The organism is Noviherbaspirillum saxi (assembly GCF_003591035.1).
Lineage (GTDB): Bacteria > Pseudomonadota > Gammaproteobacteria > Burkholderiales > Burkholderiaceae_D > Noviherbaspirillum > Noviherbaspirillum saxi.
Window position 1 is genome coordinate 1511683 of the sequence record NZ_QYUO01000001.1, and the last position, 18897, is coordinate 1530579.

Annotated in this window: 20 protein-coding genes; 13 read left to right on the plus strand and 7 right to left on the minus strand. The window is 54.8% G+C overall.

Going from position 1 to position 18897, the window contains the following annotated elements; all coding sequences use genetic code 11:
- Nucleotides 1–41: 41 nt before the first annotated feature.
- Nucleotides 42–836, minus strand: a complete 795-nt coding sequence (locus D3871_RS07105) for an inositol monophosphatase family protein (RefSeq protein WP_119768262.1) — start codon at nucleotides 834–836, stop codon at nucleotides 42–44.
- Between the two features lie 124 nt (nucleotides 837–960).
- On the opposite strand from D3871_RS07105, the gene D3871_RS07110 reads away from it, so the two are divergent.
- Nucleotides 961–1728: an RNA methyltransferase gene (locus D3871_RS07110; RefSeq protein WP_119768263.1), complete on the plus strand. Its 768-nt coding sequence runs from the start codon at nucleotides 961–963 to the stop codon at nucleotides 1726–1728.
- Between the two features lie 112 nt (nucleotides 1729–1840).
- Here the strand turns inward: D3871_RS07110 and lexA are convergent, their stop codons facing one another.
- Complete coding sequence (gene lexA / locus D3871_RS07115; protein WP_119769948.1) at nucleotides 1841–2503, minus strand: transcriptional repressor LexA; 663 nt, start codon at nucleotides 2501–2503, stop codon at nucleotides 1841–1843.
- Between the two features lie 295 nt (nucleotides 2504–2798).
- Between lexA and rpsF the strand changes: the two genes are divergently transcribed.
- Genes rpsF through rplI form a run of 4 tightly spaced genes read left to right on the plus strand, consistent with a single transcriptional unit; the run spans nucleotide 2799 to nucleotide 4273 of the window.
- On the plus strand, nucleotides 2799–3167 hold the full coding sequence (gene rpsF, locus D3871_RS07120; protein ID WP_119768264.1) for a 30S ribosomal protein S6: 369 nt from the start codon (nucleotides 2799–2801) through the stop codon (nucleotides 3165–3167).
- A gap of 18 nt (nucleotides 3168–3185) precedes the next feature.
- Nucleotides 3186–3488, plus strand: a complete 303-nt coding sequence (priB, locus tag D3871_RS07125; RefSeq protein WP_119768265.1) for a primosomal replication protein N — start codon at nucleotides 3186–3188, stop codon at nucleotides 3486–3488.
- 20 nt (nucleotides 3489–3508) lie between these two features.
- Complete coding sequence (rpsR, locus tag D3871_RS07130) at nucleotides 3509–3793, plus strand: 30S ribosomal protein S18 (RefSeq protein WP_006462643.1); 285 nt, start codon at nucleotides 3509–3511, stop codon at nucleotides 3791–3793.
- Nucleotides 3794–3820: 27 nt separating this feature from the next.
- Nucleotides 3821–4273, plus strand: a complete 453-nt coding sequence (gene rplI, locus D3871_RS07135) for a 50S ribosomal protein L9 (RefSeq protein WP_119768266.1) — start codon at nucleotides 3821–3823, stop codon at nucleotides 4271–4273.
- Between the two features lie 271 nt (nucleotides 4274–4544).
- Here rplI and D3871_RS07140 read toward each other — a convergent pair whose 3' ends face one another.
- Nucleotides 4545–4811 carry a MarR family winged helix-turn-helix transcriptional regulator gene (locus tag D3871_RS07140; RefSeq protein WP_119768267.1) on the minus strand — a complete coding sequence of 89 codons (267 nt, stop codon included), beginning with the start codon at nucleotides 4809–4811 and terminating at the stop codon, nucleotides 4545–4547.
- A 250-nt stretch (nucleotides 4812–5061) separates the two neighbouring features.
- Between D3871_RS07140 and D3871_RS07145 the strand changes: the two genes are divergently transcribed.
- From D3871_RS07145 to D3871_RS07155, 3 genes are all read left to right on the plus strand, one after another.
- Nucleotides 5062–6447, plus strand: coding sequence for a replicative DNA helicase (locus tag D3871_RS07145; RefSeq protein ID WP_119768268.1), 1386 nt, complete (start codon nucleotides 5062–5064; stop codon nucleotides 6445–6447).
- Between the two features lie 69 nt (nucleotides 6448–6516).
- Nucleotides 6517–7143, plus strand: a complete 627-nt coding sequence (locus D3871_RS07150; RefSeq protein WP_119768269.1) for a DUF47 domain-containing protein — start codon at nucleotides 6517–6519, stop codon at nucleotides 7141–7143.
- A 106-nt stretch (nucleotides 7144–7249) separates the two neighbouring features.
- Complete coding sequence (locus D3871_RS07155; RefSeq protein WP_119768270.1) at nucleotides 7250–8257, plus strand: inorganic phosphate transporter; 1008 nt, start codon at nucleotides 7250–7252, stop codon at nucleotides 8255–8257.
- A 77-nt stretch (nucleotides 8258–8334) separates the two neighbouring features.
- On the opposite strand, the gene D3871_RS07160 is transcribed toward D3871_RS07155, so the two are convergent.
- The 3 genes from D3871_RS07160 to D3871_RS07170 form a co-directional block, all read right to left on the minus strand.
- Complete coding sequence (locus D3871_RS07160; RefSeq protein WP_199724738.1) at nucleotides 8335–9993, minus strand: PhoH family protein; 1659 nt, start codon at nucleotides 9991–9993, stop codon at nucleotides 8335–8337.
- 258 nt (nucleotides 9994–10251) lie between these two features.
- Nucleotides 10252–10701, minus strand: coding sequence for a peroxiredoxin (locus D3871_RS07165; RefSeq protein ID WP_420799657.1), 450 nt, complete (start codon nucleotides 10699–10701; stop codon nucleotides 10252–10254).
- A gap of 252 nt (nucleotides 10702–10953) precedes the next feature.
- A complete protein-coding gene (locus tag D3871_RS07170; protein ID WP_119768272.1) occupies nucleotides 10954–11334 on the minus strand; it encodes an Mth938-like domain-containing protein in 381 nt (126 codons plus the stop codon).
- Between the two features lie 195 nt (nucleotides 11335–11529).
- Here D3871_RS07170 and D3871_RS07175 point away from each other — a divergent pair, with 195 nt between their 5' ends.
- Nucleotides 11530–12759: a pyridoxal phosphate-dependent aminotransferase gene (locus tag D3871_RS07175; RefSeq protein WP_119768273.1), complete on the plus strand. Its 1230-nt coding sequence runs from the start codon at nucleotides 11530–11532 to the stop codon at nucleotides 12757–12759.
- Between the two features lie 156 nt (nucleotides 12760–12915).
- On the plus strand, nucleotides 12916–14226 hold the full coding sequence (locus D3871_RS07180) for a homoserine dehydrogenase (RefSeq protein ID WP_119768274.1): 1311 nt from the start codon (nucleotides 12916–12918) through the stop codon (nucleotides 14224–14226).
- A gap of 127 nt (nucleotides 14227–14353) precedes the next feature.
- On the opposite strand, the gene D3871_RS07185 is transcribed toward D3871_RS07180, so the two are convergent.
- Nucleotides 14354–14929 (minus strand): helix-turn-helix domain-containing protein, encoded by a 576-nt coding sequence (locus D3871_RS07185; RefSeq protein WP_119768275.1) that lies wholly within the window; start codon nucleotides 14927–14929, stop codon nucleotides 14354–14356.
- A gap of 173 nt (nucleotides 14930–15102) precedes the next feature.
- Between D3871_RS07185 and kbl the strand changes: the two genes are divergently transcribed.
- The 3 genes from kbl (at nucleotide 15103) to thrC (ending at nucleotide 18857) form a co-directional block, all read left to right on the plus strand.
- Nucleotides 15103–16311, plus strand: a complete 1209-nt coding sequence (gene kbl / locus D3871_RS07190; RefSeq protein WP_119768276.1) for a glycine C-acetyltransferase — start codon at nucleotides 15103–15105, stop codon at nucleotides 16309–16311.
- Nucleotides 16312–16323: 12 nt separating this feature from the next.
- On the plus strand, nucleotides 16324–17292 hold the full coding sequence (locus D3871_RS07195) for an NAD-dependent epimerase/dehydratase family protein (protein WP_119768277.1): 969 nt from the start codon (nucleotides 16324–16326) through the stop codon (nucleotides 17290–17292).
- A 104-nt stretch (nucleotides 17293–17396) separates the two neighbouring features.
- Complete coding sequence (thrC, locus tag D3871_RS07205; protein ID WP_119768279.1) at nucleotides 17397–18857, plus strand: threonine synthase; 1461 nt, start codon at nucleotides 17397–17399, stop codon at nucleotides 18855–18857.
- Nucleotides 18858–18897 lie beyond the last annotated feature (40 nt).

An 18897-nucleotide genomic window follows, 5' to 3' on the forward strand; every position in this document is an offset into this window, starting at 1 on the left:
TGACGTCATGAAGTTACGCCTCGAAGAATCAGGGGGAAAACCTATTTCGCGAATGGCGACAACAGGTGAACCATCTGGGCAAAGATCTTGGGGGATCCGGCAAGTACATTGCCTTTATACAGGTAATCGGACTCGCCGGCAAAGTTGCCGACGATGCCGCCGGCTTCGGTAATCAGCAATGATCCTGCAGCCATATCCCAGGTTTGCAGGCCTTTTTCAAAAAAACCATCGAGCCGGCCGGCAGCGACATACGCGAGGTCCAATGCGGCCGCACCGGGGCGGCGTAATCCGGCACATTTTTCCGTCATGATTTTGAACATCTGCATGTATTCGTCCAGACCTGCGCCCTCGCGGAATGGAAAGCCTGTGCCGATCAAGGCATCAGCCATCTTGTCACGACGACCGACGCGGATTCGCTTTTCATTGAGATAGGCACCGGCGCCTTTGCTAGCGGTGAACAGGTCGTTACGGTTAGGATCGTATACAACCGCCTGGGTGATCTGGCCGCGCTGCTGAAGCGCGATCGATACGCAGTATTGCGGAAAGCCGTGGATGAAGTTGGTGGTGCCGTCGATAGGATCGATGATCCAGACATTGTCGTTTTCGTCATGCAGGTTTTGTGACGGACCGGATTCCTCGGCAAGAATGGCGTGGTCGGGATAGGCGGTTTTTAACACCTCGATGATGGCCTGCTCGGCGGCTTGATCGACTTCCGTCACGAAATCGTTATGGCCTTTCTCGGTGACCTTGATGCGGTCGATGTCGAAAGAGGCCCTGTTGATGATCGAAGCGGCGCGGCGGGCAGCCTTTACCGCCGTATTGAGCATGGGATGCATAGAGGTTCCGTTAGAATTGCGGTACCGCCGCCTACCGCGTCCGGAACCACATTGAAGAATTAATGAGCGATGCGGTCGTTCGTGCATTGAAAAATTCACGCGCCGCGTAAGGTCGCTATTTTAAATGAACCAGCCACAAACCAACACTTCTCTTTTCGGCCGCCTTCGTTTTGTACTGGTCGATACCAGTCATCCTGGCAATATAGGTGCCGTCGCGCGCGCCATGAAAACCATGGGTTTTTCGCAACTTGTGCTGGTCAATCCGCGCTTTCCGGATGCCTTGCAACAGGAAGAAGCGATCGCCTTCGCCAGCGGTGCGCAAGATGTTCTTGCCGCAGCGAAAGTCGTTGATACAATTGAAGAAGCGCTACTAGGGTGTAACTTCGCTGCTGCCTTGAGTGCGCGACTGCGCGAGTATTCGCCGCCGGTGATGACGCCACGGACATTGGCGTCTGCTTTGTACGGTGATGTGACACTCAACGCGGCATTGGTTTTTGGCAGCGAGCGCTATGGATTGCCGAATCAGATCATCGAGAAATGCAATGTCTTGATCAATATCCCCGCCAATCCTGATTATTCTTCCTTGAATCTTGCGCAGGCAGTACAAATTCTTGCATATGAGGCCAGGCAAGCACAGGGCGGCGACAATGTTGCCCAATCGGTAATCGGATTTCAAGGAGATCCCGCCAGCATGGCGCAGATCGACGGCATGTACGCACACCTGGAAGAAGCCTTGGTGGCGGTTGAATTTCTCGATCCGACTAATCCAAAGAAGCTCATGTCTCGTCTGCGAAGGTTATTTTCGCGCACTCAACTCGAGACCGAGGAAGTGAATATCGTGAGAGGAATTGCACGTCACGTGCTCGCCAAGGTAACAAAGCTATCTAAATAAATAACTTGCTAACCTGCGGACCCGACATGGGCCAAGAAGGCAAGGCATATTAAATTAAATACCTGATGGCAACCTAAATTGCAATCAGGTATAGTTCGCAATCATTGAATGTTCAAGCCCAAGCTCGGAGCAGGCCAACAGCCAAACCTTCCAAAGCAAAATTTTCCTGGCTGGAATCGACACGGATCGGTTCGAAATCCGGATTCTCGGGCAGCAGCTCAATGACGGAACCGCTTTTCTTGTAACGTTTAACCGTTACTTCATCGCCAAGGCGGGCCACCACAATTTGTCCATTTTTTGCGCTGTCGACTTTTTTCACCGCAAGTAGATCGCCGTCCATAATGCCGGCATCGCGCATGGACAAACCGCGTACTTTGAGCAGGAAATCCGGTTTGGCCGAAAACAGAGAAGGATCGACGCTGTAGCTTGCCTCGATATGCTCCTGAGCAAGTATAGGCGAACCTGCGGCCACGCGTCCGACCAGTGGAAGACTAAGCTGCATCAGCGAGGGATGTGGAAGCGGCATTTGGCGTCCACCAAATAGGCTTGTCGTTTCTCCATGGATGTCCCGCAGGCGAATTCCCCGTGAGGTACCAGGCGAAATTTCTATTGCCCCCTTGCGTGCCAGCGCCTGTAGATGTTCCTCTGCAGCATTGGCGGATTTGAAGCCCAATTCAGTGGCAATTTCGGCTCGGGTAGGGGGGAAGCCGGTATTTTCGATCGCCTCCCTAATCAGGTTCAGGATCTGTTCCTGGCGTGCAGTGAGTTTAAGCATGTTCGCAATCGAGGAATCTGGCAAAGAGAAAGGCATATTGACTGAAGATCATCTTTCAGCGTTAGCGCTTCCTTAAGCCATGCTGTTGATATAGACAGGCTGTATTTTTATACAGCCCTTAAATGATTGCAAGGGAAGTTTTGCGATTTTTACGCGCGCGCCAAGTGATCAGCATTAAGCGCTTGAAATGATTGAGTTTTACCTGTTCGCAGGTTATGATAGCGGGCTTTCCTCTTCCCACACTCGTCTTGACGCCGAGGTGGGCGATTTTTAAATCCGTCCAAAAGGAGATTACATGCGTCATTATGAAATCGTATTTATTGTCCATCCCGATCAAAGCGAGCAGGTTCCTGCAATGATCGAACGTTACAAGGGCATCGTAACTGCTCGTAACGGCAAAGTGCACCGCGTTGAAGACTGGGGTCGTCGCCAGATGGCTTACATGATCCAGAAGTTGGCCAAGGCCCACTATGTCTGCATGAACATCGAGTGCGACAATGAAACTCTGGCTGAAATCGAAACCGGCTTCAAGTTTAACGATGCTGTCCTGCGCCACCTGACTGTCAAGATGAAGAAGGCTGAAACTGCGCCGTCGCCGATGATGAAGGCTGTGCAGAAGGAAGATGCTGCGAAGACTCAGCGTTCCGAAGCAGCCGCTGCGTAATTCTGTCAGTCGAGGAGAGTGAACCAGCTACGCCTGATAGCGGCCATTGCCGAGCGCGAAGTGTTGCGCTACACGCCGGCGGGCATACCGATCGTGTCGGCAAAATTGCTGCACGCCTCCGGACAGGTGGAAGCGGGTCTCCCGCGCCAGGTTGAGTTTGAAATTTCTGCGGTTGCCGCAGGTGAAATTTCAGGAAGGCTTAACAAGGCGGAGCTAGGTGAGACCATGGTATTCACTGGTTTCCTCGCACGTAAGAATCGCAATAGCAAAGGCCTCGTATTCCATATCACGGATTTCGAAGCTTATTCACCAGATCACTAGATACAGTACAGGAGCCAAACATGGCATTCGGTAAAAAATTCGATAAAAGCAAACTCAAGAACAAGCGTCAGCAGCAGAATCCTCTGTTCAAGCGCAAGAAATTCTGCCGCTTCACCGCCGCCGGCGTTGAGCAAGTTGACTATAAGGACGTGGACACCCTGAAGGATTTCGTTCAGGAAAATGGCAAGATCATGCCGGCACGTCTGACCGGTACAAAAGCACACTACCAGCGTCAAGTTGACACTGCGATCAAGCGCGCACGCTATCTCGCGTTGCTGCCTTACACCGATCTGCACAACGCCTAATTGACGACTGAAGAATAGGAGAAAAACATGCAAGTCATTCTGTTGGAAAAAGTCGTTAATCTCGGCAATATGGGTGAAGTCGTACGCGTGAAGGACGGTTACGCTCGTAACTTCCTGATTCCCCAGCGCAAGGCACGTCGTGCTACAGCTACTGCAGTTGCAGAATTTGAAGCAAAGCGTGCAGACCTGGAAAAAGCAGCTGGCGAAAAGCTGGCAGCAGCTCAGGCTCAAGGTGAAAAGCTGAACGGTACGACTGTTCGGATCGCTCAAAAGGCTGGCGTTGATGGCCGTCTGTTCGGTTCCGTAACCAATGCCGATATCGCTGCCGCGGTATCCAAGCAAGGTTTCCCGGTCGAGAAGGCGCAGATCCGCATGCCGCAAGGCCCACTGAAGGTCGTTGGCGATCACACTATCGCGGTCGCACTGCATACCGACGTCGTGGTCGACATCACGATTGCTGTGGTTGGCGAGCAAGCCTAAGCAGTTTTGGCATTCAATAAAAAAGCCGGCGCAAGCCGGCTTTTTTATTGCGCTCGTCCTCTTCGGCGTGCACTGCGTATGGCGCAGTCTTTGATGGCGTTTTATTTCATGGCGTCTCAGTCTGATTTATCGAAGGTTTTATCGAATAGGGGACTTATGCGTGCAGAGTTCGTCATGCGCTAATCAGGCATTTGTGATCATACGACATAGAAAACCCTTGAACTGTGTAACCTCCGCGTCAGTGAATCCTTTCAGGTGATGATTCAACGCATCAACGGTTACCTGAATCATCTGGTCTGCGATGTTCTTTCTCGGTCAAGGCGACATCAATCATGGGGCGGTCGACGGTGCTGCGTGCACACTCGATAAAGCCCTTGTCTTCAAGCCGGTCAAATGAACGAGTCCATGCTCCGGTATCGGTTGCGAGTTCACGTGCAAGATCGGATGCAGCGTTGGACTTTCCATATAGCAGTTTCATGAAGATGGCGACCTGGGCATGAGTAATATCGAATTCGGCCAGCCGACGATCTTTGGTCAACGACAGCTGCCCTCCCGCCCGTCAAGCAGATAGCCGATACTCTCGATCGATGAATGGGTTTCCAGGCTATATCGTTGGTATATGATGTTGTTATGGAAACAAATAATATCGGCAATACAGGTGTCTCGGCAGTAAATGTCAAGGCAGTCGACGCTAAGCCAAGGAACTAGCGTCGCTAAAGTCGTCACACCACTGTAATATTCCCGGACGGGCGCGCGTGGTGCACGGGCGAAAAGGTATAATTCGCGCCATGAATACACGCTCCGATCCTCAACTGGATGCGCTCCGCGTTCCTCCACATTCGATTGAAGCTGAACAGTCCGTATTGGGCGGTTTGCTGCTTGATAATGCGGCATGGGATCGCATTGCAGATTTCGTGCACGAAGATGATTTTTACCGGTATGACCACCGCATCATCTTTCAGCACATCGTCAAACTGATCAATGCCACCAGACCGGCAGACGTCATTACGGTTTTCGAAGCATTGGGCGGCAGTGGCAAGGCCGAAGAAGTCGGCGGCCTGACCTATCTGAATGCGCTTGCCCAAAACACGCCATCGGCTGCAAATATTCGTCGCTATGCGGAAATTGTGCGTGATCGTGGCGTGCTGCGAAAACTCATCACCGTGTCCGATGAGATTTCCGGACAGGCCTTCAATCCGCAAGGCAAGGAAGTAAAGCAGCTTCTCGATGAGGCCGAATCGAAAATCTTTGCGATCGCGGAAGAGGGTGCTCGCGGCGCGCAAGGGTTCCTGGAAATCCAGCCATTGCTGACCCAAGTGGTCGAACGTATCGACGAGCTGTACAACCGCGACAATCAGAATGACATTACCGGCGTCCCGACCGGGTTCGTGGATCTCGACCGCATGACTTCCGGCCTGCAGCCGGGAGATCTGATCATCGTGGCAGGGCGCCCGTCGATGGGTAAGACCGCGTTCTCGATCAATATCGGCGAGAACGTCGCGATCGAAAGCGGCTTGCCGGTCGCCATATTTTCCATGGAAATGGGTGGGACGCAGCTCGCAATGCGTATGCTCGGCTCCGTCGGACGGCTCGACCAGCACCGCCTGCGCACGGGCCGTCTGAATGACGAGGATTGGCCGCGCCTTACACATGCGATTCAGAAGATGAATGAGGTGCAGATCTACATCGACGAAACGCCGGCCTTGAGTTCCATCGAGTTGCGTGCGCGCTCGCGCCGTCTCGCGCGCCAGTGCGGCAAGCTGGGCCTGATCATCATCGACTACCTGCAGCTGATGTCCGCAAGTTCTCCCGGTGAGAACCGCGCTACCGAAATTTCCGAAATTTCACGAAACCTCAAAGGGTTGGCGAAAGAACTCAATTGTCCGGTCATTGCCCTTTCTCAGCTCAACCGATCACTCGAACAGCGGCCGAACAAACGGCCCGTCATGTCGGATTTGCGCGAATCCGGTGCTATTGAACAGGATGCCGACGTCATTCTGTTCATCTACCGTGACCAGGTTTACAACCCTGATTCTCCCGACAAAGGAACTGCCGAAATCATCATCGGCAAGCAGCGTAATGGTCCGATCGGCTCCGTGCGTCTTACCTTCCTGGGCGAGTACACCAAATTCGATAACTTCACCGGCGGAAACGCGGTGTTCGACAACGAGTAAAGACATCGGGGGCTGTCCGAAGAGGGCAGCCGTGACGAATTAACCAATTTAACTTTTTGAGAGTGCATTATGTTTGGTCGATTGATGCCCAATGAGGGCAAGTTCTTCGAGCTGTTTATCCAGCATGGCGAGTTGTGTGTGAAGGGCGCAAAAGAAATGGTTGCCCTGATGACCAACTTCGATGACCTGGAAAACCGTGTGCACGCGATCGAGGGCATCGAGAAGCAGGCCGACAAGGTAACGCATCAGACGCTGGATATGCTGCACAAAACCTTCATCACACCGCTCGATCGCGATGACATCCACAAGCTGATTACGCGCATGGACGATATTCTCGACCTGCTTGAAGACGCAGCTCAGACAATTTCCTTGTACGACATCAAGGCTATTACGCCGGAGGCAAAACGCCTGGCCGAACTCTGCCTTGCATGTACCGAAAAGGTGAAAGCAGCGGTAGGCTTGTTACATAACATGGACAATTCAACCCAGATTCTTGGAATCTGCGAGGAAATCGATCGCCTTGAATCGGACGCCGACCATGTGATGCGCGCCGCGATGTCCAAGTTGTTCCGCGATGAGCCGGACGTACGCAATCTGATCAAGTTGAAGGCAATTTACGAGATTCTTGAAACGGTGACCGACCGTTGCGAGGACGTCGCCAACATTATCGAAGGCATCATTGTCGAAAATGCCTGAGGCAAAGCCATCGTGCAATGCAGTGCGGGCGGCTCCGTCAGGCCCTCCGCTTCTGCGAGCCGTTGATGTCTGTGCCCTGCGCGGGCTTACATAAAACAAGAATCTCATGCAAACCCTTCATTTCAGTATATACACGCTTGCCTTTCTGATCGCCCTGGCGCTGCTGTTCGACTTCATGAATGGCTTCCACGATGCGGCGAACGCAATCGCAACCGTGGTCTCGACCGGTGTGCTCAAGCCGCAGCACGCGGTGGCCATGGCGGCATTTTTCAATGTCATCGCAATTTTCTTTTTCCAACTGAAGGTGGCAACGACCGTCGGGAAGGGAACGATCGAACCGGTGGTCGTCGACCATTACGTCGTATTCGGCGCATTGGTCGGTGCGATTTTCTGGAACGTACTGACCTGGTACTACGGCATTCCTTCGTCGTCGTCGCATGCCTTGATCGGCGGCCTGGTGGGCGCCGCAGTCGCCAAGTCCGGTACAAGCGCGTTGATTTCCTCCGGCCTGATCAAAACCATTTCTTTCATCCTTCTGTCGCCATTGCTTGGCTTCGTGTTCGGATCGATCATGATGGTGGCGGTGTCCTGGTTGTTCGTTCGCTCCACACCGCAGCGCGTAGACAAATGGTTCCGCCGCATGCAGCTGGTATCGGCTTCCATGTATAGCCTTGGCCATGGCGGCAATGATGCACAGAAAACCATGGGCATCATCTGGATGCTGTTGATCGCAGCAGGCTATTCGACCACGACTGATGAACTGCCAATGTGGGTAGTATTGAGCTGCTATGCCGCTATCGGGCTGGGAACCTTGTTCGGCGGCTGGCGTATCGTGAAAACCATGGGCCAGAAAATCACCAAGCTTAAACCGGTAGGCGGATTCTGCGCCGAAACCGGCGGAGCGATCACATTGTTCCTCGCAACCTCGCTTGGCATTCCGGTCTCGACCACGCATACCATTACCGGTGCGATCGTCGGTGTCGGATCGTCCAGAAAGATGTCGGCGGTACGTTGGGGTGTCGCGGGTAACATTGTATGGGCTTGGGTTTTTACGATACCTGCCTCTGCGTTTGTTGCGGCGGTTGCTTGGTGGATCGGGACGAAGATTCTGTAGTACGCAATTCGCTTCAATATAAAAAAAGCCTGCATGCATGCAGGCTTTTTTGTGCGCGAGAAAAACTATCGCGTCGACTACAGGACGTCGCTTGCATGATCGGCCAGACGCGAGCGCTCCCCACGTGCCAGCGTGACATGTCCACTGTGCGACCAGCCCTTGAAGCGGTCGACCACGTAGGTCAGGCCGCTGGAACCTTCGGTCAGGTATGGCGTGTCGATCTGGGCGATATTGCCAAGGCAGATGATCTTGGTGCCGGGGCCGGCGCGGGTAACCAGTGTTTTGATCTGCTTCGGTGTCAGGTTCTGCGCCTCGTCGATGATCAGGAACTTGTTGACGAAGGTACGGCCGCGCATGAAGTTGAGCGACTTGATCTTGATGCGGGACCGGATCAGATCTTGCGTAGCGGCGCGTCCCCATTCTCCGGCGTCGTTGTCGGATTTGTTGAGCACCTCGAGGTTGTCGTCGAATGCTCCCATCCAGGGCGACATCTTTTCTTCCTCGGTACCAGGCAGGAAGCCGATGTCCTCGCCGACCGGCACTGTGACGCGGGTGACGATGATCTCGTTGTACAGCTTGGTTTCAAGAACTTGCGCCAGGCCGGCTGCCAGGGCAAGCAGGGTCTTGCCGGTGCCGGCCTGACCCAGCAGCGTAACGAAATCGCACTCCGGATTCATCAGCAGGTTGAGGGCAAAGTTCTGTTCACGATTGCGTGCGGTAACGCCCCACACGCCATTCTTGCCATGCGTGTAGTCGCGCAGGGTCTGAAGCACCGCGGTCTTGCCGTTGATCTGCTTGACCTGTCCGTAGAACGAGGCCTCGCCATTGTTTGGCTCAAGGAACGCGAACTGGTTGACCAGCAGCGAAGGCACCACCGGACCGGTCACGCGATAGAAGGTGTAGCCGGTTCCATGCTTGTTCTCCTGCCAGGATTCCATACCCTTGGCATGCCTGTTCCAGAAATCGTCCGGCAATTGCACGATGCCTGAATAGAGCAGGTCGGTATCTTCCAGTACGTGATCGTTCAGATACTCTTCAGCCGGCAAGCCCATGGCACGCGCCTTGATGCGCATGTTGATGTCCTTGGACACCAGCACCACCGGGCGGCCCGGATACTGTCCTTCAAGCGCACGAACGACGCCGAGAATCTGGTTGTCGGCCTTGCCGATAGGCAGACCTTCGGGGAGCTCGACGTTCTGCAGCTTAGTCTGGAAAAACAGGCGTCCCTTGGCATCCTTGTTGCCGAGTTTGGAGAGCACGATGCCTTCCTCGATCTCGTGTTCTGCAACGCCGGCGACAAGCGCATCAAGCGAGCGCGAGACCTGGCGGGCATTGCGCGCGACTTCGGACATGCCTTTCTTGTGGTTGTCGAGTTCTTCCAGCGTCATCATCGGCAGATAGACATCATGTTCTTCAAAGCGGAACAACGATGTCGGGTCATGCATCAGGACGTTGGTGTCCAGGACGAACAACTTGGTGACTCCAGGCTTGTTGGCACTGCGATTGATGCTGGATTTCACCAGCGCATCGACGGTTTTGGACTTCGTGCTGCGAGTCTTGGCGGCGGGTGCCTTTTCCGTGGTTTTGGCGCGCGCCTCTGGAGGGGGTTCGACTACTTGTGGAGCGGATTCAACCAGCGTCATCACAGGTTTTACCGATTTGCCTTTCTCTGCCTTTGGGTATTCCTGGGGGGAGAGCATTGTTGCGGGTTTGGTCGGTAATTTGGGCAGTGGCATCAGGACCTCAATCTAGAAATGTGTTGAATTGACGACTCGTCGGGGCCAAACGGTTGCGCAGTGGGTTGAGGGGTGGATGGGAGAACGACTTGGGTAAATGCGAAGGAAAGCAATTGAACGAACAATGGAAGGAAGAAGCTGGGAACCGGATTCTTCTGAAAACGCAAAGTAAAAAAGCCGTTTGAGGGGGAGGCTTGGCGCCTCTTCCACAAACGGCCTTCGAAAAGTAGTTGCTTTTAGATTCAATGGGTTCAGCAGTTATGCAAGAGCCTTCACGAACTCAAGTACTTCATCAACGTGCCCAGGCACTTTCACTCCACGCCATTCTTTCACCAATTTCCCATCGGCGTCAATAATAAAAGTCGATCGCTCAACTCCCCGAACTTGTTTGCCGTACATGTTTTTCATTTTCATGACATTAAATAGGTTGCAGACCGTTTCGTCGGGATCGGAAACCAGCTCAAACGGCATTTCCAGCTTGCCCTTGAAACCTTCATGCGAACGAATGCTGTCGCGGCTGATCCCGAATATTTCGGTATTTGCCTGCTGAAATTCCGGATACAGGTCACGAAATTGCATGCTCTCGGTCGTGCAGCCGGGCGTATTGTCTTTCGGGTAAAAGTACAACACCACGGTCTTGCCTTTGAAGTCGGACATGCGGAACGGCTGATTGCCGGTCATCTCTGCCGAAAAATCGGGAACGGTCATGTTGAGTGCGGACGGGCTTTCAGCCACATTGGTCTCCTGGTCCAATTGTTTTGTCGTGGATGACGACGATCTGGGTGTCTGCGGAGGTATTGGTAATGCCGACCGCAGGCCCAGATGTTATCTAATGTCTATTCAATTTGAAATGCCGGACACGACAAAAATTAGACTTGGATCTGGGTCTGCCGTGCCTTGTCGATTCCATATTGGGACAGGTTTCCAGACTTCAAGTCCATCTGCTGTTTTGACAGACGGTCAGGCAGGCTTGTCGAAGATCAGTGCGAGCGCGACTTTGCGTCCTTCGCCCATCAGGATGTTGTAGGTGCGGCAGGCAGCGGCATTGTCCATGCATTCGACGCCGACACGGCGCGCCGTCAAAGCCTGCACCAGACGCGGATGAATGAAACGCTGGCGCGTGCCGGTACCAAGAATGACGACATCGGGCGAGAGCGCTTCGATGCATGAAAAATCTTCGGCGCTTAGGGAGTCGAATGCCGTTACCGGCCATGCTTCAGGCGCAGTCTCGGGCAATACGATCAGACTATGGGCAAAATGAACCGCGTTGATCTCCACGCCTTGGTCGTCATAGGCCGTGACGGTTTGATAGTGCTGGGTAGGGGTAGTATGCAGCTTCATGAACTTATGAGCTTATGGCGGCGCGAAAATACGTAAATTTCCGGCAATAACAAGAAAAAGATAGGGCATTGTAGCCTTTCGCCGGTTAAAAGGTTCTGATACGCATTGATAAAACGGGTTGCTTTCGGCAAAATGGGTCTTTTGGCAGTGCAGCATTCCATGTTGTAACTGCGCTAACCACAAGGAATTGCCCGAGTGCGACCTATCCAGAAGTCCAGAAAACTGGCAGACGTCTGTTATGACATCCGCGGCCCTGTCTTGGAAAAAGCCAAGCAGATGGAAGAAGAGGGCCACAAGATCATCAAGCTGAATATCGGCAACCTGGCCGTATTCGGTTTCGACGCGCCCGATGAAATCGTGCACGACATGATCATCAACATGGGCAACGCGGCGGGCTATACCGACTCCAAAGGCATGTTTGCGCCCCGCAAGGCGATCATGCATTACACGCAGGAAAAGAAGATCAATGGCGTTACGATAGACGATATCTATATCGGCAACGGCGCTTCCGAACTGATCGTGATGGGAATGAATGCGCTGCTCAACAGCGGCGACGAAGTCCTGGTGCCGGCGCCCGATTATCCACTGTGGACTGCTGCCGTCAGTCTGTCCGGCGGCAAACCCGTGCACTATGTGTGCGACGAACAAACCGGCTGGCTTCCGGACATTGAAGATATCAAGAAAAAAATCAATGCCAATACCAGGGCGATAGTCGTCATTAATCCGAACAATCCGACCGGAGCGCTGTATCCGGTCGAGGTGCTCAAACAGATCGTCGAGGTGGCGCGCCAGCACCAGTTGATCGTCTTCGCCGACGAGATCTATGACAAGACCCTGTACGACGGCGCGGAGCATACCTCGATCGCATCGCTCGCCGACGACGTGTTGTTCATTACCCTCAACGGCCTCTCCAAAAATTACCGGTCCTGCGGATATCGCGCCGGCTGGATGGTCGTGTCGGGCGAAAAGAAGCATGCCAGGGATTACATCGAAGGCTTGAACATGCTGGCGTCGATGCGGCTTTGCGCCAATGCGCCCGGGCAGTTTGCGATTCAGACGGCGCTAGGCGGGTACCAAAGCATCAACGACCTGGTCGGTCCCGGCGGACGCTTGCTCAAGCAGCGCGACCTTGCTCACAAGTTGCTGACGGAAATCCCGGGCGTGACCTGCGTAAAACCCAAGTCCGCGCTGTACATGTTCCCCAAGCTCGATCCGAAGATTTATCCGATCGAAGATGACCAGAAGTTCGCTTATGAACTGCTGGCAGAAGAGAAAGTGCTGATCGTGCAAGGCACCGGCTTCAACTGGTTTACGCCCGATCACTTCCGCGTCGTGTTCCTGCCGAATTCCGATGACCTGACCGAGGCAATCGGGCGTATTGCCCGATTCCTGGATAGTTATCGCCGCCGGCATGGCACGGCCTGAACCCGAAAAGTCCGGCGCCGCCTCGCAGTAGCAAAGCGGCGTCGGCCACGACCATGTGACTGCATCCATGGTCGAGCCCGTCCGGCACGGCCACAGGCCAAACCGGATCTCCCGCAGCTGCAATACCCATTGCATTCAACACAGACATCACTCGCTATGAAACCCATCAAAGTAGGCTTGCTAGGCATCGGGACCGTCGGTTCCGGCACATTCAACGTATTGAAGCGCAATCAGGAAGAGATTACGCGCCGCGCCGGACGCAGCATTCAGATTACGATGGTGGCCGACCTCAATACCGAGCGCGCAAAAGAGCTGACCAATGGCGAATGCGAAGTCGTCAATGACGCCAGCCTGATCGTCAATCATCCCGACATCGATATCGTTATCGAACTGATCGGCGGCTACGGCATCGCCAAGGATCTGGTGATGAAAGCAATCGCCAACGGCAAGCATGTGGTTACCGCCAACAAGGCGCTGCTTGCCACGCATGGCAATGAAATCTTCAAGGCGGCGCAGGAAAAAGGCGTGATGGTTGCGTTCGAGGCGGCAGTCGCCGGTGGCATACCGATCATCAAATCGCTGCGCGAAGGTTTGACCGCCAACCGTATTCAATGGCTGGCCGGCATCATCAACGGCACGACCAACTTCATCCTGTCCGAAATGCGTGACAAGGGCCTGGATTTCGACGTGGTGCTGAAAGAGGCGCAGCGTCTGGGCTACGCCGAAGCCGATCCCACATTTGACATCGAAGGCGTCGATGCCGCCCACAAGGCAACCATCATGTCCGCGATTGCCTTTGGCATTCCGGTGCAGTTCGACAAGGCATACGTCGAAGGCATCACTAAGTTGCAGGCTACCGACATCCAGTACGCCGAACAGCTCGGTTACCGGATCAAGCTTCTCGGCATCGCCAAGCGCACACCCAAGGGTATTGAACTGCGCGTCCATCCGACCCTGATCCCGGCCAAGCGCCTGATCGCCAATGTCGAGGGTGCGATGAACGCGGTGCTGGTACACGGCGATGCCGTTGGTGCAACGCTGTACTACGGCAAGGGCGCGGGCTCGGAACCGACCGCATCGGCCGTGATTGCAGACCTGGTGGATATCACTCGCCTTGCTACCGCTGATCCGGAGCATCGGGTGCCGCATCTGGCCTTCCAGCCCGATGCGATGAACGACACGCCCATTCTGCCGATGTCCGAAGTGACGACCAGCTACTATCTGCGCATGCAGGTTGCGGACCGTCCGGGCGTGCTCGCGGACATTACGCGCATCCTTGCGGATTCCACGATTTCCATCGATGCCATGCTGCAGAAAGAGCCGGCTGAAGGAGAAACCAAGGCGGATATCATCATGCTGACGCACCAGACGCAGGAGAAGAACGTCGAAGCGGCGATCGCGAAAATAGAAGCTCTGCCGACTATCGTCGGTAACGTAACCAAGATCCGTCTTGAGCAGTTGAGCTGATCGGCGAACGCCGATACAGGAGTTTTTGCCTGGGAAGGGCGTCGCGAAGCGGCGCCCTTTTTGTTTTTACCTTGTCGGTTTGTCCGATTGATGATCAGTCATTCCGGAAAAGGTGGACCGGACAGCGTTAGCGATGAATGACAACCATCACCGCTTTCGCTTCCTCCATGCCCGTATTGCGAATCGCATGTGGCTTGTCCGCCGCATATCGGGCCGTGCCGCCCGTCTTCAGCGTCTTTACCACCCCGTCGACTTCCACCTCGAGATTTCCCGTTATTACGGTCAGATGTTCCATCGTCCCCGGATCGTGCGGGTTTGACTTCAGGGCGCCGTTCGCCGCCAGCGTCAATTCATACCATTCGAATTTGCCTGCAAGGTCCATGGGCCCGAGTATGCGCAACACATAACCCGAGTGATGGCCGGGCAAGGTAGGTGTTTCGTGGGGTTCCAGCACATGGATCGCCTCGGCCTCATGGGCATTGGTGGCAAGCAATTCCTCTATGCCAATTCCAAGCGCATTCGCGAGACGCCATGCGACTGCAATGGTGGGATTGGCTTTTTCCCTTTCTATTTGGGAAAGCATGGACTTGGACACGCCTGCAGCACGCGACAGGTCATCCAATGTCAAACCTCTTTTGAGACGGATTTTTTGCAGCGTCGCTCCAACCTCAGGTGGGGCTCCGGGCGCGGCGATATTTTTCATTGCATCTCTTGCGTTGTTAAATGGGCTTGGCTAATATTCGATATATTGAACTTATGTTCTAAATATCGAATTTATGCTGTTACGGTGAACTCCATCGTAGCAGAGGGATGGCGGCATTGATAGCGAAAATGTTGCCTGAATGATCAATTCTGGAACAAGACGAGGGGACTGGCATGGCGGATGGCAAAGCACAAACGGATTTTTATGCAAGGCTGGCCCAAGGATTGGATACGTTGCGCGAGCAGGGTCTGTTCAAACCGGAACGCGTAATAGCATCCCGCCAGGGAGCGGAGGTGGTCTGCGACGACGGCCGCAGCCTGATCAATCTCTGTGCAAATAATTACCTGGGTTTATCCGGCGACGAAGCAATGGTGCGCGCTTCCATCGAAGCAACGGAAAAATACGGCTATGGCCTGTCTTCGGTGCGTTTTATCTGCGGCACGCAAACCGTGCACAAGCAGCTTGAGCAAGCCTTGTCCGCCTTCCTGGGAACCGAAGATACGATTCTCTATGCAGCAGCGTTCGATGCAAACGGCGGCGTCTTCGAACCCTTGTTCGACGAGAACGATGCCATCATTTCCGATTCCCTGAACCATGCTTCCATCATCGACGGCATACGCCTTTGCAAGGCCGCCCGCTATCGGTATCAGCACAACGACATGGCCGACCTGGAAGCGCAACTGCTTGCAGCTGCCGACAAGCGCCACCGGATCATCGTCACCGATGGCGTGTTTTCCATGGACGGCACTATCGCCCAGCTTGACAAAATCTGTGAGCTTGCCGAACGCCATGATGCGCTGGTCATGATCGACGAATGCCATGCTTCCGGATTCATGGGCAAGACCGGGCGCGGCACGCATGAACATCACGGGGTGATGGGCAAGATCGACATCATCACTGGCACCCTCGGAAAAGCGCTCGGCGGCGCGATGGGCGGTTTTACGTCAGGACGCAAGGAAGTGATCCAGACCCTGCGCCAGAAATCCCGTCCTTACCTGTTCTCCAACACGCTCGCGCCTTCCATTGCCGGCGCATCGCTGGCGGTGCTTGAACGCTTGTCTGCGTCGACCGAATTGCGCGACCGACTGCACGAGAACACGGCGTACTTTCGCGCGGCCATCAGCGAACTTGGATTTACCGTCAAGCCGGGGACGCACCCGGTCGTGCCGGTCATGCTGTTCGACGCACCTCTGGCGCAGAAATTTGCTCAGCGCCTCTACGAACTCGGCGTGCTGGTCACCGGCTTCTTTTATCCGGTTGTACCCATGGGCCAGGCGCGGGTACGTGTGCAGCTTTCGGCCGCACATACACGCGAACAACTTGATCGTGCACTGGTTGCGTTCCGTCAGGCCGGTCAGGAACTCGGTATCTTGAAGAATTGAAGGAGCACGGCAATGGAACGTATTCTCGTCATCGGCGCCAACGGGCAGATCGGCAGCGAACTGGTGGACGCGCTGTCGCTGCAGCATGGTGCAAAAAATGTGATCGCTGCCGATATCGGTCCGCGCAGCCTGTTCGGCGCCATGCAATATGAAACGGTCGATGTACTGGACGCCAGTCGCGTTGCCGCTGTCGTGGAAGCGCATGGGGTCACTCAGCTCTACCAACTGGCCGCATTGCTGTCGGTCACCGGCGAACAGGCGCCGCTCAAGGCATGGACCCTCAACATGAACGGCCTGCTCAATGTACTGGAACTGGCACGCGAACGGGGAGCCGCCGGCAAACCGCTGAAGGTATTCTGGCCTTCGTCGATTGCCGCATTCGGCCCGCATACCCCCGCAATCGATACGCCCCAGCTGGCCGTGATGGATCCGACAACGATCTACGGCATCAGCAAGCAGGCCGGCGAGCGCTTGTGCGAATACTATTTTTCCAGGTTTGGTGTCGATGTGCGCAGCATTCGCTATCCCGGCATCATCAGCCACAAATCGCCGCCAGGCGGAGGGACTACCGACTACGCGATAGCAATCTTTCATGCGGCCCGGAGCGGTGAGCGCTATGTCTGTTACCTCGGTCCGGAGACCACGCTGCCGATGATTTACATGCCGGATGCAATCCGCTCCACGATCCAGTTGATGGACGCACCTGCGGCACAGGTTCGGATTCGGTCTTCGTATAACGTTGCGGGACTGAGCTTTAACCCGCATGAGCTCGCCGATGAAATCCGGCGACAGTTGCCCGGATTCCAGATTGATTATCAACCTGATCATCGCCAGAGCATCGCGGATTCCTGGCCGCACAGTCTTGACGACAGCTATGCGCGCGCAGATTGGGGATGGAAAGCTGAAATTGGGCTGAAGGAACTGGTCAACGACATGCTCACCCATGTGGAGGCGCCGGAAAAGCTGTATCACGTCGCCTGACAGAAATGCGGCCAGGCGACGGACGGCAGTTATAATGGCGGGTGCAGGCGTGGTGCTGACACAAGTTGCGGCGCGCCATCCACTTACCAAACTTTCAACAGCTTATGCACTACGTTTCCACCCGCGGTCAGTCGCCGGCGCAATCCTTTTCCCAAATCCTGCTTGGCGGCCTGGCGCCCGATGGCGGCCTTTATCTGCCGGCCGAGTATCCGAAAATCAGTGGAGCCGAACTCGATGCCTGGCGCAAACTGTCCTATGCCGACCTCGCATTCGAAGTGCTGAAAAAGTTTGCGACCGATATTCCCGAAGCCGATCTGAAGGCGCTCACGCACAAAACCTACACTCCCGACGTGTACCGCAACGCGCGCGTGGGCGAAGACGCGGCTCAAATCACGCCCTTATGCACGCTCGAAGAAAAGAATGGCAGCAAGCTGATGTTGCAGGCGCTGTCCAACGGGCCGACGCTGGCGTTCAAGGATATGGCAATGCAATTGCTCGGCAATCTGTTCGAGTACACGCTGGCGCGACAGGGTGCGGAGTTGAACATTTTCGGCGCGACCTCCGGCGATACCGGCAGTGCGGCCGAATATGCAATGCGCGGCAAGAAGGGCATCCGCGTTTTCATGCTATCGCCGCACAAGAAGATGAGCGCGTTCCAGACCGCACAGATGTTCAGCCTGCAAGATCCGAATATCTTCAATATTGCTGTCGAAGGCGTATTCGACGATTGCCAGGACATGGTCAAGGCCGTGTCCAATGATCTGGAGTTCAAGGCCCGCCAAAAGATCGGCACGGTCAACTCGATCAACTGGGCGCGCGTGGTCGCGCAGGTGGTGTATTACATCCGTGGCTATCTCAGCGCAACGACAAGTAATAACCAGAAGGTGACGTTCACCGTCCCTTCAGGCAATTTCGGCAATATCTGCGCCGGCCATATCGCCCGCATGATGGGAGTCCCGATCGACAAACTGGTTGCCGCCACCAACGAGAACGACGTGCTCGACGAATTCTTCCGTACCGGCGTCTATCGCGTGCGCAAGTCGTCCGAGACGTATCACACGACCAGTCCCAGCATGGACATCAGCAAGGCGTCCAACTTCGAGCGTTTCGTCTACGATCTGCTCGACGGCGATGCCGATCGCGTGCGCGCCTTGTTCAAGAAGGTCGAGACCGATGGCGGCTTCGACCTGTCCGGCAAGCCCGGCAGCGATGGCAATGAATTCGAGAAGGTCGCGCGTTATGGCTTTCAGTCGGGCAAATCCGTGCACGACGACCGTGTCGCCACGATTCGCGATGTGCAGGAAAAGCATGGCGTCACCATCGACACGCATACGGCTGACGGCGTCAAGGTGGCCCGCGAATATCTGACTCCGGGTATACCGATGATCGTGCTGGAGACAGCCTTGCCGGCCAAATTCAATGAGACTATCCGTGAAGCACTAGGACGCGACGCCGAGCGTCCTGCCGGTTTTGAAAACATCGAGGCTTTGCCGCAGCGATTTGATGTCATGCCGGCCAACGTCGAGAAGATGAAAGCTTATATCGCCGAACGCACAGGCTTGTGAGCAAAGCTTCGCATTCGGTCCGGATGCGCTGGATAACCTA

Excerpts from the sequence above, each read along its gene's own strand:
- D3871_RS07105 (WP_119768262.1), bottom strand. The coding sequence starts at position 836 with ATGCATCCCATGCTCAATACGGCGGTAAAGGCTGCCCGCCGCGCCGCT.
- D3871_RS07110 (WP_119768263.1), top strand. The coding sequence starts at position 961 with ATGAACCAGCCACAAACCAACACTTCTCTTTTCGGCCGCCTTCGTTTT.
- lexA (WP_119769948.1), bottom strand. The coding sequence starts at position 2,503 with ATGCTTAAACTCACTGCACGCCAGGAACAGATCCTGAACCTGATTAGG.
- rpsF (WP_119768264.1), top strand. The coding sequence starts at position 2,799 with ATGCGTCATTATGAAATCGTATTTATTGTCCATCCCGATCAAAGCGAG.
- rpsR (WP_006462643.1), top strand. The coding sequence starts at position 3,509 with ATGGCATTCGGTAAAAAATTCGATAAAAGCAAACTCAAGAACAAGCGT.
- rplI (WP_119768266.1), top strand. The coding sequence starts at position 3,821 with ATGCAAGTCATTCTGTTGGAAAAAGTCGTTAATCTCGGCAATATGGGT.
- D3871_RS07145 (WP_119768268.1), top strand. The coding sequence starts at position 5,062 with ATGAATACACGCTCCGATCCTCAACTGGATGCGCTCCGCGTTCCTCCA.
- D3871_RS07150 (WP_119768269.1), top strand. The coding sequence starts at position 6,517 with ATGTTTGGTCGATTGATGCCCAATGAGGGCAAGTTCTTCGAGCTGTTT.
- D3871_RS07155 (WP_119768270.1), top strand. The coding sequence starts at position 7,250 with ATGCAAACCCTTCATTTCAGTATATACACGCTTGCCTTTCTGATCGCC.
- D3871_RS07160 (WP_199724738.1), bottom strand. The coding sequence starts at position 9,993 with ATGCCACTGCCCAAATTACCGACCAAACCCGCAACAATGCTCTCCCCC.
- D3871_RS07165 (WP_420799657.1), bottom strand. The coding sequence starts at position 10,701 with ATGACCGTTCCCGATTTTTCGGCAGAGATGACCGGCAATCAGCCGTTC.
- D3871_RS07170 (WP_119768272.1), bottom strand. The coding sequence starts at position 11,334 with ATGAAGCTGCATACTACCCCTACCCAGCACTATCAAACCGTCACGGCC.
- D3871_RS07180 (WP_119768274.1), top strand. The coding sequence starts at position 12,916 with ATGAAACCCATCAAAGTAGGCTTGCTAGGCATCGGGACCGTCGGTTCC.
- D3871_RS07185 (WP_119768275.1), bottom strand. The coding sequence starts at position 14,929 with ATGAAAAATATCGCCGCGCCCGGAGCCCCACCTGAGGTTGGAGCGACG.
- kbl (WP_119768276.1), top strand. The coding sequence starts at position 15,103 with ATGGCGGATGGCAAAGCACAAACGGATTTTTATGCAAGGCTGGCCCAA.
- D3871_RS07195 (WP_119768277.1), top strand. The coding sequence starts at position 16,324 with ATGGAACGTATTCTCGTCATCGGCGCCAACGGGCAGATCGGCAGCGAA.
- thrC (WP_119768279.1), top strand. The coding sequence starts at position 17,397 with ATGCACTACGTTTCCACCCGCGGTCAGTCGCCGGCGCAATCCTTTTCC.